The sequence below is a fragment of the Paraburkholderia sp. Clong3 genome (assembly GCF_050436485.1).
In the GTDB taxonomy this organism is placed as follows: Bacteria; Pseudomonadota; Gammaproteobacteria; order Burkholderiales; family Burkholderiaceae; genus Paraburkholderia; species Paraburkholderia tuberum.
Genome location: NZ_JBNDMH010000003.1, coordinates 1,085,604 through 1,099,095 on the forward strand (window position 1 = coordinate 1,085,604; position 13,492 = coordinate 1,099,095).

Sequence of the window (13,492 nt, forward strand, 5' to 3'; positions counted from 1 at the left end):
GCCATGTCCTCCGCTCCACAGAATGATGCCTTGAACCAGTTGCAGCGCTACAAGAAGCTGCTGGTGTTCGGTGGTGGATTGGTGACCACGATCATGATGCTTTTCGCTTTCACGCTCGCGGCGTTGTCGGCGGTACGCGGGCAGGTTGCAGCTGAGCGGCAGAACTTCCTCGTCGATCGCAACCTCGTCATGAGCGAAGTCAACTCGAGCGAAGCATTGTTCCGCTCCGCGCTAGTCAGCGCGGAGCTGGCGTGGCAGGACGCGGATCAGGTCGATCTTGAGCTAATCACGCGATTTCGCAGTCAGGGGTACGCATTCGTGCCATTGCCCACGTCCACGGCACAACCGCCGTTGTTGTTCGACATGCCAGGTAAATCCCTGACCCACGATGAACGCCGTCGCTATCTTGGTCTCACTGCACAACTCGGTCGTGTCAGCGCAGTAAATTCATTGGTGCGGGGCCAGCAGGCGAGCCGCTATTTCTATGGTGCGCAGCACAATATTGCCGGAATTCTGTCTGCGCCCTTGCCCCACCAGGCAGCGATGGCCGGGACGTCTGCCGGCCGTGCGCATTTGATTGCGGATCTGGGGGATGGGCTGGATGGTCTGGCCGGCATCCATGCGGGCGAGCAACCCGATAATCGTCGGCCCGTATCCTGGATGCTGCCTGCTATCAGTCCCTTGACGGGAAAAATGGCGATTCGCATCGCCGCGCCGGTGTTCTCAGACGGATCACCGTTTGCGGTCCTCGTGACGGAATACGACCCGGAGATCTTGACAGCACCTCTGACCGTTGGCGGGTTCGATGGCACGTATATGGTCGTGTCAGAGAAAGGAGAAATAGTAGCGAGCACAGCCTGGAATGAGCAGGCCCCTGCATTGATTGATCGCGTTCGGGCGTTAGGTGTCGCGGGAGCGACCGGCAGCATGCAACGCGAAACCTGGCGGGACGGTGTATTCACGATTGCGGATCGTCTTGGCGATACGGGCTGGGTGCTTGTCTATGTATTTACGTGGCGCGACGTTGTTGCGGGCATCGGAAAACAGATCGGTATCGGTGCTGTGCTTACGCTTGCGACGCTTGCCGTCGTATGGGGGTTTCTGATCTATCTCAAGCAACGCGTTTTCCGGCCGGCAATTGAGCGATCGCGACGGGTGTTCGAGAGTGAGCACCTGAGCCGCATGCTGGTCGAAACGGCGCCAGTGGGGCTGGGGCTGATCGCAGTGGAGAGCGGAAAGGCGCTATTGCGCAGCCCGACGATGATTGACGCTGCGGCGCGGGTAGTCGTGCCGACCGAGACGCTGTCGGCGGAATTGGTTCGACGTCACCGGGAGCGCGGCGGGGAAACGGGGGCGAACGGCATGCTGCACGAGGAACTGACGCTCCCTACGCGCGAGGGCGGGGCGATGGACCTCTCGGTGAGCGTTGTGCCGGCGCGCTACCAGGGACAGGACGTGCTTGTGACGGCGTTCACGGACATCACGGCGGGAAAGCGTCTGGAGCGGCAGCTACGTGACGCGAAGCAGGCGGCCGACTCCGCCAACGCGGCGAAATCGGCGTTCCTTGCGGCGATGAGCCATGAGATCCGCACGCCGCTGAATGCAATCATGGGAAATCTGGAACTGCTGTCGCGCTCGCAACTGGATGCGTTGCAGCGCGACCGTCTGACGACGATCCGGGCCTCGGCGGCCGGACTGCTTGAGATCGTCAGTGATGTGCTGGACTTCTCGAGGAGCGAGGCCGGCGAGATGAGACTGGAGCGGATCGCATTCGACGCGCAGGAGGTGGCGTCTCGGGCGCTGTTGATGTTCGGACCGCTGGCGCGCGCAAAGGGCGTGAGGCTGTCGGGCGTGTTCGGAACGTCGCCGGTGCTGCCGATGCAAGGTGATCCGACTCGGCTTGGTCAGGTGATGAACAACCTGCTGGCGAATGCCATCAAGTTTACGGCGTATGGGGAGGTGACGCTGCGGTTGTCGGTGGAGGCGGGCGTGGACGATCAGGACGCGATGTTGACGATCGAGGTGGAAGACAGCGGGATCGGGATGTCGTCGGAACAGCAGGCGCTTCTGTTCCAGGCGTTCAGCCAGACGGATGCAACGATCAACCGTCGCTTTGGCGGCACGGGACTTGGCCTCGCGTTGTGCGCGCGGCTGATCGATGCGATGGGCGGTACGATCGCCGTGCGCAGCGAGCCAGGTCAGGGCAGCTGCTTTACGGCGCGGGTGCCGCTGGGCGAGAGCGAAGGCGAGTCGGACATGCCGCGTTTCGCGGGAGAGCGGATACTGTTCGTGGCTGCGGCGGACGCCTGGCACACGTATGCAGTGGCAGCGCTGGAGGCGTGGGGGCTGCAGGTGCAGGCATACCGGCATCCGGCGCAACTTCACCCGGCGATGTTGAACGAGGCGGACGCGCTGATCCTCTGCGGCGAGCGTGACACCTGGCACGCGGATGATGAAAGCGGTTTGTTAGCGGAGTCGTCGTGGGTGATCGACAGTAGTACGGAAGGTCCGGCATATCCGGTAGCGGTAGAGCCGGTAGTCAGGGTCTCGAGCTACAGCCTGAAGGGGCTTGTGGCGGCGTTGCGGTACACCTTGCAAGGCGAGGCGCTCCAGGCGTGCGATGAGACGCAGCAGGTGCTGTCGTCGCGCCGGTTGAAAGTGCTGATCGCGGAGGACAACGCGGTGAACCGTCAACTGTTCGAGGAGCAGTTGAGGATGCTGGGCTGCGAGACGCGGGCGGCAGAAGATGGGCAGCACGCACTTAACTGGCTATCGCGGGAACGCTTTGATGTGCTGCTGACGGATCTGTCGATGCCGGTACTGGACGGCTACGCGCTGGCACGCGAAGCACAGGTGCACTGGCCGGAGATGCCGATTGTGGCGGCCACGGCGAGCGCAACGCTGGAGGTGCGAACGTGGTGCGAGGCGACCGGCATGGCACGCGTGGTGACCAAGCCGCTACAACTGGATGAGTTGTCGGCGGTTCTGTCGGAAGTGACTGGCGTGCCACGCGTGGTGATAGAAGCGGATGGAAGCGAGCCCAGGCGCGACGGCATGCTGGGGGGGCGAGCCGTCCCGGAACAGACGCGTGAAACGTTCCGGAAGTCGTGTGAGGCATCGTTGACGGTGATCCGTGCGGCACACAATGACGGGGATGCAACCCGGTTGCTGGCTGAGTTGCATTCGCTGCGAGGCGCGTTAGCGGTGTTTGGGCATGACGCCCTGGCAGATCAATGCGCCCGGCTGGAAATAACGATATCGAAGGATGGTGTTCAGGCGGCGCAGAAAATGATTGAGACTCTTGGCGCCCGTTTGCGCACCGATGTTCTGACCGACACGAAAACGCTGCGTGAAGTTCTTGCGGAGGTATCAGAATCTGAGTGTCCTGAGGTCGGTTGAGAAATCTGATTCTGGTGAAAGGACGTCCGCAGGATGGGGTATCAACGTGACGATCCAGTGCCAGCGCATGCTGAGGCGGTTTGTCAAATAAGCCTCGCATGCGGCGCCCACGTTTACGCGTGGGTTGATGACTTCTATGAGCAGAAAGTTGTCAAGGCCATTTGCGAACTGGCTTACAAAGGATAGGTCAAGTCTCTTTCTCCTCGCTGCAAAGTGGTGACATGCTGGCGTATGGCGGCAAGCGCGGGTGATGGCGCTCGCCGCCATACAAGCCGCATTTTCGCGGCAGTCCGGGGGATTCCACCCGCCCTCAACTTCAACCATGGCTACAGGCCGGTCGACGTCGTTAGCCTGAAGCCGCTTATCGCGCGCGTAAGACAGCAACGTCTCACCAACTTCTATCCGCTGGCGTATGGCCAGCCTCATCCTTTATGCGCGTTACGCCGGAACCTGTTCCGGGAGCATGCCCCATCTGTTTAATCGGTCGCGTTAGCAACCCGCCATCAACACGGGCATGTTCACTTCAAACTCTCTATCGACAGGTATCGTTCCTCCCTTGATTGCGTTGTCGCGATACCTTTCGGGCTCAGACTGACTTCAGTTGTGCGCCTTCGGGTATCACGCCGTCCTTCAAGTAGCGCCACAGCGCGATCGCGAGGCGTCGTGCTACTGCGACGATCGCAATGCGCCGCACGCGGCGATTCGGTCCCGTGCCTTGCGTGCGCTGGTTGAACCACTGCGTCAGTGCACTGCCAGGCTGGTAACGGATCCAGCACCACGCCATCTCAATCAGCAGTGCGCGCACGCGACGGTTGCCCTGCCTGCTGATCCCCTGGTCCACCTGGCTCTCGCCACTGTCGTAGGGTTGTGGAACGAGCCCTACGCAGGCCCCAACTTCGCGCCGGTTATGGAAGTCCCGCCAGAACAGCTCGAGCGCCAGACGCGAGCCACCCACCGGGCCAATGCCATTTAGCTGCGTCAGAAGATCGATCCTTTCGCGTGCGGGTGCGGGCAGGCCAGCGTGTTGCGTTTTCTCGAGTGCCGCGAGTTGCTGCACGGCCAGCGCCAGCCGTTCGCACTCGCGCAGCAGCCGCTCCCGCAGCTCGCGCGGCAGTGGCGCACCGTCGTGACACCGCACCTGGTCACGGGCGAGGCGGGCGGCGAAGGCCGTGTGGTCAACCTCATCCCAGCAGCCGAGCGTGACAAGCAGTTTGCGCATCCGGTCACGATGCTGTAGCACCTCCTTCTGCAGTTCCCCTCGGTCGCGCATCAGATGGCGGGACGCTTCGTCCTGCGGTGACGGCACGTGCACCACGTGCATGCGGTCGCGCTCGCCGCGCAGCCACGCGCGCAGGCTGATCACCAGCCTGATTGCATCAAGCCGGTCAGTCTTGGCACGCCGCTTGTGGCGCTCGACCGGAATGCTCGCGGGATCGACCACATGACACTCGATACCGCGTGCCCGTAGCGCCCGATAGATCCAGAACGCGTCCTGGCCGGCTTCATAACTCACGACAAGGTGCACGCCCGCGGGCAGCGACCACTTCAGCTTCTGTTGTTCGATCACTTCCAGCACGGCCTGTAGGCGCGCGGGGGCTTGCGGTTGCGCTACGGTGTACACCGCCGGCTGCTCCCGCTGCCCGTCGTGCAACGCTACCTTCCACTTCGCCGCGGCGAGTTCGAGTGACACCGCCAGCGCCGGTTCCTCAGTACGCGTGTATCCCTGATCTGTACGCATGATGCTCTCCCGTGAGCAAACCTCGGTACGCCAATTTTAGGCGTTAGCCAGTCGACGACTTGGACGCTTCATAGGATCTGTTCGGGGCCCGGCGTCATGTTCGTCAAGCAGGGAAGGCTCGGTGCGCGGCGTCAAAAACATCGCATCGAGATGCCGGGTGCTATCTGTCTCGCGTCGGGCCGCTTTCAAGCGGCATCAAAGCCTGCACGGAATCTGTCGCGCCAGCCTCGGATCGTCTCGTAAGTCACGACCACGCTGCGCTCGAAGAGCAACTCCTCGATGACGGCAAGCTCAACTGAAAGAGAAAATACCAACGCACGGCGTGCTGAAGACGCCAGCGGACCAACGGTGACCGTGAAGCGGCGATTTTTATTTCTTCATCTGACCCTCTTCGCGACGACCTCAGCTACCTGACAACGTCGACAATGGCCCGGCTCTCGGTTCCTGGTGGCCAGCCCTCGGAAATCCGACACATACGAGGGAAAGCCATAAATTGTCCAGTCAGTCGAATTTGCCCCACTTATTTTGCTTTCCAGTTTTCCAGAGGGTATTCTCGGATAAGTCAGATTCGGGTACATTGAGCTTGCCGTCGCGGCCCGGTTCATCCCATTTCCGCGGAGCTTTGCATGAGCAAAATGAAAATCCGTGTCGTGCTGGCCGACGATCATCCGGCACTCCTTTCCGGTATCAAGCACGAACTTTCCGCTGTACCTACGCTGGAAATTACAGGCACGGCAGGAGACTCCGGCGAGCTCATCAAGGTGCTGAACAGCGCCCCTTGCGATGTCCTCATTACCGATTACGCGATGCCCGGTGGAGAGTACGGGGACGGCTTGACGTTGCTGGCATTCTTGCTACGAACCTACCCGGCGCTCAAGATCGTAGTCTTCACGACTATCGAAAACCCTGCCATTACGCGTGAAATGTCAAAGCGTGGCGTGCATTCGGTGTTAAGTAAAGCTCATGACACGAGCCATTTGATCTCCGCGATTCACGCTGTCTATGCGGGCGCCACCTACTTTCTTTCTACCTCGCGCAGCCTGAAAGACGCTATTCCGGATTCCTCTCCTGGTCGGAACGAACGCACCCAAACGCTGAGCACGCGCGAAACGGAAGTCATCCGGCTGTTCGTGTCAGGTATGTCTGTGAATGAAATCGCCGACCGACTACATCGCACTAAGCAGACAATCAGTGCCCAAAAGACCCGCGCGATGCGAAAGCTCGGGATTGAACGGGACGCCGACCTGTTTCACTTTGCATACGAAGCTGGGCTCGGTGTGGCGACCGATGGGTCGCAGCCGGAGATCTGACCGGATCAGTCTTCGCATCACACGCGTCCAAACTCATCGCTTTTGCGCTTTTAGTGTTTTTTGTTGCGATGCTACCCTCGATCGCGTATGCACTTAAAGGCCCTCGTCGCCGCTGTCATCTCGTCGTCAGGGTTTGCCGTCGCGTGGCTGCGTCGGATCGGACGCATCATGGGCACCATCTTCCGGTACGAGGGTAGGCGCCGTGTCAATCGAACACTTGATCAGCTCGATGTCGTTTCCCACGCCTAGCTTGCGCATTGCGCTGGCTTTCTGCGAACTGATGGTTTGTTTACTGCGCTTGAGTTGCGCTGCGATTTCGTTGACCGACCGTCCCGACACGAAGAGTCGGACCACTTCGGATTCGCGTGCAGTAAGCGCTCGACTGCCGGAGGCAGGCGTATCCACGTTGAGTTGCCAGACAATCTTTGAAATGGTTGGAGAGAAATAACGTGCGTCCGCATATGCGCCGTGAATCGCGGCGACCAGATGTTCCATCGGGTCGGCCTTGCTCAGAATGCACTGAATGCCGAGCTTGAGCAGCGAGCGGATGATACCTGGGTTGTCGATCATCGTCAGCACGACAATGCGCATGGCCGGGTATCGGCGCCGCAAAAATGAAAACAGCGTAATGCCGTCACCGTAATTGCCGCCCGGCATGGAGTAATCGCACACCAGTACATCGCATGGCCGCGTGCCGAGTTCCGCGATCAGCTCGGTCGAGTTTGTGCAGGTGCCCACTGTCTTGATGGTACGGTGTTCTTCAAGCATGTAAATCAGTCCGGCAACGATCGCAGGGTGATCGTCGGCAAACATGACATGGATGGCGGCATTCTCCATTTGGGGCGTCCTTTATCTCCGGGCACAATGCCTTGCATTACAACGCGCCCGCATAAGCAATTCGACTATGAGAAAGCGGGACCGTTTTCCTGGGGCTGGTCAGCCTGTCTGTCAGGTTTCTAACCTTAAATCGGTGCCATTTCATGTTTCACCGCACTGAGACGAATTTAAATCGACAAACGTCGGACTTTAACTTCATGTTACTAGTAACGATACAAGATTAACAGGCGAATAGTGGGTTGGCCACCGTTGATACTGGCGGCCCTATCTGGTCAGACAATCGCGCGCGGAAATCAGTGCTTGTGAAAGACTGCGAACTAAAAATTCGTACCAGTCTCACTATGTTGTCGCGGCTGTCTGATTTCGCGGGGTCACCGATATCCGGACAATTGGAGCCAGTACGAAATCTCATGTTTCGTTCATCAGGTCACCCGAATTAGCCGAATCGATCCTTTAAACGACGAGCATTGCTTCATTGTTTTCTGAGTCTGGATTGCGGTTCAGGTGTCGCACCACATACTTCAATCTAACCGGTTACGATCATGACTCGAAACGATTTTCCTGACGTACAGGCTGCCGCGCCCCTCACCAACGAGGACGGCCTCCTCGGTTCCGTGATGTGGATCTGCGAGCGCTACGGTTGCGGCAAGACGGCGCAGGCGCTCACCGCGGGGCTGCCGAAGAGCGGCATGCTTTCGCCGTCACTGGCGCTCGACTCCCTGTCAAACGCGGGCCTCACGGCGGGCTTGGTGGAGCGTCGTCTGCAACTGTTGCCGGAGCACGTGCTGCCGGTCATCTTGCTGCATCGCCGCACGGGTGGCTGCGTGCTGCTGGGTCGGCGTGCGAATCCGGACAAGGAAGCCAAAAGCCGCGTTCTATATCAGGTGATGGTGCCGGAAATTGGTCCCGAGCCCGTGGAGTACACCCAAGAGGAAATGGACGAAATCTATTCGGGCTACGCCATTCTGGTCAAGCCGACGGCCAAAGTCGAGCTGCGCGAAGGGGATAGCGTCGAACCGGCCGGCCACTGGTTGCTGGGCACGCTATGGCGTTATCGACGCTACTACGCGAGTGCTGCGCTCGGTGCATTGCTGATCAATGTGCTCGGCCTTGCCAGCGTCTTTTTTACGATGAACGTGTATGACCGCGTGGTCCCGAACCAGGCCTACGTCACGCTCTGGTCGCTCGCGATCGGGGTTGGAATTGCGATGCTGTTCGAAGCGATCTCGCGCCATGTACGTAGCCATTTACTCGACGTCGCCGGCAAGAAAGCCGACCTGGTCATGGGCACGCTTTTGTTCCGCCAGGCGCTCTCCATCCGCATGGAGCACAAACCGTCGTCGGCAGGGTCATTCGCCAACCAGTTGCGCGAGTTCGAGTCGGTGCGCGACTTCGCAACCTCTGCCACGCTCTCTGCAATTTCCGATCTGCCATTCGTGCTCGTCTTTGTAGGCGTGGTATTCGCGGTCGGCGGTTCGCTCGGCTGGGTGCCGTTGCTGATGATCCCGTTGATCATCGGTGTGAGTCTGTTGGTGCAATGGCCGCTCGCGCGGATCATGAAAGAGAACCTCAAGGAAGCGTCGCTCAAGCAGGGCGTGCTGATCGAATCGGTTGAAGGTCTGGAAACACTCAAGGCGGTGGGTGGCGAAGGGCATATGCAAAAGCGCTGGGAGTCTTTCAGCGCGATGGCGGCATCTTCTTCGATGAAGTCGCGTCAGATTTCCAGCAAGGCGACGAGCTTCATTACCTTGTTGCAGCAGTTGCAGACCGTGGTGCTGATCGTGTTCGGCGTCTACCTGATCGACGCAGGCGAGCTCACGCAAGGCGCGTTGATCGGTACGGTGATGCTGGCTGGCCGGATTACTGCGCCGCTGAGCCAGGTGATGGGACTCGCCTTGCGCTTCCAGCAGGCAAAGGCCGCGCTGCATTCGTTGAACAGCTTGATGGCGATGCCTGTCGATCGCGATTCATCGCGCACGTATCTGCCGAAGCCTTCGCTCTCGGGGCAAATCACCCTGAAGGACGTCTGCTTCTCGTATCCCACACAGGAGATGCAACCGAATCCGCCGGTTCTGAAGGACGTCAATTTGAGCATCCAGTCCGGCGAGCGGGTTGCTATCCTGGGCCGCATTGGGAGCGGTAAATCGACCCTTCTGCGTGTGATGGCGCGTCTTTACGCGCCGGTCGGAGGGCAGATGTTCACGGACGGTCTGGACGTTGAGCAGATTGACCTCGCCGACTGGCGCAAAGCTGTGGGGTACGTGGGCCAGGACGCGCGTCTTTTTCACGGCAGTCTGCGCGAAAACGTGATGATCGGACGGCCGGAAGCGAGCGCCGACGAGTTTCTACGCGTGATACGTTTGACAGGGCTTGATCATGTCGCCAGCCGCCACCCACGGGGTATCAACCTCCCAATCGGAGAAGGTGGTGCGGGCATCTCCGGTGGCCAGCGTCAGCTGGTGTCGCTGGCCCGCAGCCTCCTTGCCCGGCCGGAGCTCCTGTTGCTCGATGAGCCGACGAGCGCAATGGACGCCCAAACCGAGGCGCTCTTCCTTGAACATCTCGCGCGTGCAACTGCGGGGCAGGCGATCGTTGTGGTGACCCATCGCCCATCCTTGCTGGCCCTGGTTGACCGGATTGTCGTAGTCGAAGAAGGCAAGGTCGTGGCCGATGGTCCGAAGGACAAGATCCTCGCGATGCTGTCAGGCAAGAGCGAACCGGCAGCGGTGGATGGAACGCCGAAGCGCGCGCGACCGGGCACCTCGCCCGGCGTCGCGGCCGCAACAAATACGCCCGTGGCGCCTCAGGCCGTTGCCGCGAAGATCAGGATCATGAGCGCCAAAGAGAGGGTACCGGCAGCCGCTGCGCAAGCGGGTAATACGCAGGCAGGCGCACCGAACAAGGAGCAATCGCAATGAACTTCAATATTTTCAAACGAGGCAAGAAAAAGGCTAAGCTCGCCAAAGGCGACGCTGCTTTCATGAGCGACATCCGGGAATCGCTGCTGACGCAGTCGACGCCGGGCTCAATGATCATGCTCTACGTCATTCTCACGGTCCTGGCCGGCGGTCTGACCTGGGCGTACTTTGCGCGCGTGGAGGAGATAACGCACGGCGAGGGGACCATCATTTCGAAGAGCCGCGAACAGGTCATCCAGAGTCTTGAGGGCGGCATTCTCGAACAACTGGACGTACGTGAAGGCGACATTGTCAAGAAGGGGCAAGTGCTGGCAAAGATCGATCCGACGCGAGCCGAGACGAGCTATCGCGAAGCGTGGTCCAAGTCGGTAGGACTGAAGGCGACGATTGCGCGTTTGCGTGCCGAGGCGTACGAGCAGCCGCTGACGTTTCCTGACGACGTGAAAGCCGTGCCTACGGTCGTGAAGCAGGAGACGCTTGCTTACAACGCGCGACGTCGTGCACTGAACGATAGCGTGGCCGCGTTGGAAAAGAGCTACTCGCTGTCGAACAAGGAAATTGGCCTGGCCGAGCCGCTGGCGGCCAAAGGTCTTGTTTCTGAAGTCGAACTGCTCCGCATGCGCCGGCAGGCAAACGAGCTGCGCTCACAGATCGTCGAGCGTCGCAACAGATTTCAGGCCGACGCAAACTCGGAACTCACGAAGCTGGAACTCGAACTGGCGCAAACCAGCGAAACCGTAGTGGGTCGTGCGGATGTTCTACAGCGTACGACTGTGATTGCACCGGTGTACGGCACGGTGAAGAATATACGCTTCAATACGATTGGCGGGGTCATCCAGCCGGGCGAGCACATCATGGAAATTGTCCCGCTGGAAGATCAATTGCTCGTCGAGGCACGCATCAAGCCTTCGGACGTTGCATTCCTGCATCCGAATCAACCGTCCACCGTGAAGATTACGGCTTACGACTACGGAATTTATGGAGGCTTGAAAGGCACGGTTCAGCACATCAGCCCCGACACGCTCAAGGACGACCAGAAGGCCGCATCGGGCCGGCCCGATGCGACGTATTACCGCGTGCTTGTGCTGACAGACTCCAGTGAGTTGCATGCAGGCGGAAAAAGCTTACCGATTCTGCCCGGGATGATCGCGACGGTCGACATCCGTACCGGTGAGAAAACCATTCTTGACTACATTCTGAAGCCGATTTTCAAGGCTCGTGAAGCGTTCCGGGAGCGGTGATTATCTCGTTGGATCTGGTGACTTCCGGTAATGCCATGCACGGGTGAGCATGGAGGAAACCGGAAGATTCCCGGTTGGAAGCCCGCGTCTTTCCGGGTCTGCATGCCGTGGTCGGAAGAAGCTCGCTGCGCTGGAGCGCGCCTGACCCGGCACGACACGCTGCGGCGCTTGGAATGATTCGCGCGTCGTTGTTGATCGTGGCGCTACGGTACGCATGATTGCGGGCGGTTGAACGAGCAAGAGGCGAATCCAATGAGTACGACTACGCAGATCAACGTATTGCCGGTGCTCAAGACCGGATCAATGACATAGCGAAGGGTGCAACCATGGTCATAACTGCGACGGCGCTATGACGATTCCCCAATCTTACTGTGTCAGATAATTAGTTGCGCGCTCTATTGCCATACAGGAAGAGAGCCATCGTTGCATGAGCCTTAGTCCAAGCAGGATGCGCAACGTAGTAATGGAATCAGGAACGTGGCGTTGAGCGCGCTGGACTGCCCCGGGGGATGTAATCCGGGGGAAGGGCAGACAGCGCGCGTTCAAGGAAGTTTTTTATCGCGTCCATCTGATTGCATTCGGAGTCGCTGAGCGATCAGAAACCCATACGCAGCGATACTCAGTGTGGCGTGGTGGTGAAAGCCACGCCAGCCTCGCCCTTCATCATGACCGAGCCCGAACTCCTGTTTCAGGTCCTGATAGTCGCGCTCGATGCGCCAGCGCATTTTGGTCACGAACACAAGCTGCTCAAGTCTCGCTGAACCGCCTCCCCGGGCGCGGTAGTGAGAAAGTATTTGAGCGGTTCCGGATCGCCATCAGGCCATTCAATAAGCAGCCATTCTTCGTCGCGAACGGTGCTTCGCCAATAGTCGCGATGTGCGGGACGAACCCGTACGGCGGCAAAGCGCGAGGAACGTGCTGCGTTGCTGCCTTCGCGCCAGGTTACGGATTGCCAGGCGCTTACGGGTAATTGCATGGCCAGTTCCTTCACGGCGATCGGCTCGTGGCCAGGCGCACGGCGCAACAATGTCGGTGGCTTGCCGCGCCCGCTCCAGGGCTTGGGCGGAAGCGGCGCCGTACCTGGTGCCCACACAGAGGTGCCCGGCCGGATCCCTACCGCGTACAACAAACCCCTTTCCGTTACGCCTTCCCGGAAAGCGGTTTCGTCGCCATACCCAGCATCGGCCAGCACGATGCCCGGTGCAACGCCGGATGCCATAGCCTCGCGAAGCTGGGCCAGCGCAATCTGAGGCTTGGTCTCGAAGGCCAGATCGTCGGGAATGCCCGCACGACGGGCACGTTCCCGGTCGTCAATCCATTCCCTGGGGACATACAACTGCCAGGCAATCGGCAGGCTGCCGCGTTGCGTCGCGATCGACAGGCTCACTGCAACCTGGCAGTTGTCCTGCTTTCCGAGTTGCCCACGGTACTGACGTGCCACCCCGACCGAATGACGTCCCTTCTTTGGAAAGCCGGTGTCGTCAATGATCCAGTAGTAGCCGTTTTCTTCAGCAGCGTGTTAAAGGAAGAGACGTCTGTCGGCGTAATTGCGGGCGACTAAGGCGGGTTTGGGACTGTCATTTGCTGAACGCGAGAAGTGTCCGCTCGCCAACATCTGCCTGCGAACGGCAGCGAAGCGACCTGCAGCCTTCGCCGTCAAACGGGCGAGCGTCAGCTTTGGCCGACGTGGCGACCGGATCAGTCGGCGCGCGACCCGCAACGGTGGATCGGATTTGGTCCTTCGGTCGGCGGGGGGGTATGCCGGGAGAGGCGCAATTCGAGCATTCGGAGCGGGTTGCCGCACTGACATCCACCTGCCGATAACGCCTTTAGCTGGGTTGTGCCCGTAAATCGGAGGCTCTACATCTTTCGTTTTGCTTGCATTTTTCGTTCTTTATTGAGTCGCGTCGGCAACGGTTTTTTCATCTTTATTGTTTTCTTTTTTCTTTTTTTTGTGGGCAAACACGAGCGTGACCAGCAGGTTCAGGTCGAGTCTTCTGAGATTAACCACGGCAATACCTGACATATTGGGAATTCATTTCCAATATA

The 13,492-nt window shown here is 59.5% G+C and carries 7 protein-coding genes and 2 pseudogenes; 4 read left to right on the top strand and 5 right to left on the bottom strand.

The annotated features are described in order from the left end of the window. The first annotated feature begins 3 nt into the window (after positions 1 to 3). Entirely contained in the window at positions 4 to 3,399 is a 3,396-nt protein-coding gene (locus OKW30_RS28395) for an ATP-binding protein (protein WP_429348239.1), read from the top strand. A 586-nt stretch (positions 3,400 to 3,985) separates the two neighbouring features. Here OKW30_RS28395 and OKW30_RS28400 read toward each other — a convergent pair. Together OKW30_RS28400 and OKW30_RS28405 are read right to left on the bottom strand one after the other, a co-directional pair. Then, on the bottom strand, positions 3,986 to 5,137 hold the full coding sequence (locus tag OKW30_RS28400; protein ID WP_429346759.1) for an IS110 family transposase: 1,152 nt from the start codon (positions 5,135 to 5,137) through the stop codon (positions 3,986 to 3,988). A gap of 90 nt (positions 5,138 to 5,227) precedes the next feature. Next, positions 5,228 to 5,506: pseudogene (locus tag OKW30_RS28405) on the bottom strand (IS6 family transposase); the annotation flags it as partial. A gap of 257 nt (positions 5,507 to 5,763) precedes the next feature. Here OKW30_RS28405 and OKW30_RS28410 point away from each other — a divergent pair. Continuing rightward, positions 5,764 to 6,447 carry a response regulator transcription factor gene (locus OKW30_RS28410; RefSeq protein ID WP_184073974.1) on the top strand — a complete coding sequence of 228 codons (684 nt, stop codon included), beginning with the start codon at positions 5,764 to 5,766 and terminating at the stop codon, positions 6,445 to 6,447. Positions 6,448 to 6,573: 126 nt separating this feature from the next. Here the strand turns inward: OKW30_RS28410 and OKW30_RS28415 are convergent, their stop codons facing one another. After that, positions 6,574 to 7,284: a response regulator transcription factor gene (locus OKW30_RS28415; RefSeq protein WP_184073976.1), complete on the bottom strand. Its 711-nt coding sequence runs from the start codon at positions 7,282 to 7,284 to the stop codon at positions 6,574 to 6,576. 542 nt (positions 7,285 to 7,826) lie between these two features. Here OKW30_RS28415 and OKW30_RS28420 point away from each other — a divergent pair. Together OKW30_RS28420 and OKW30_RS28425 are read left to right on the top strand one after the other, a co-directional pair. After that, positions 7,827 to 10,202, top strand: a complete 2,376-nt coding sequence (locus tag OKW30_RS28420; RefSeq protein WP_429348240.1) for a type I secretion system permease/ATPase — start codon at positions 7,827 to 7,829, stop codon at positions 10,200 to 10,202. Beyond that, on the top strand, positions 10,199 to 11,443 hold the full coding sequence (locus tag OKW30_RS28425; RefSeq protein ID WP_090809617.1) for an HlyD family type I secretion periplasmic adaptor subunit: 1,245 nt from the start codon (positions 10,199 to 10,201) through the stop codon (positions 11,441 to 11,443). The genes OKW30_RS28420 and OKW30_RS28425 overlap by 4 nt, the downstream gene beginning before the upstream one ends. Positions 11,444 to 11,912: 469 nt before the next feature. Here OKW30_RS28425 and OKW30_RS28430 read toward each other — a convergent pair. After that, positions 11,913 to 12,947, bottom strand: a pseudogene (locus OKW30_RS28430) (IS701 family transposase); the annotation flags it as partial. A gap of 390 nt (positions 12,948 to 13,337) precedes the next feature. Then, positions 13,338 to 13,469: a hypothetical protein gene (locus tag OKW30_RS28435; RefSeq protein WP_260321389.1), complete on the bottom strand. Its 132-nt coding sequence runs from the start codon at positions 13,467 to 13,469 to the stop codon at positions 13,338 to 13,340. Positions 13,470 to 13,492 lie beyond the last annotated feature (23 nt).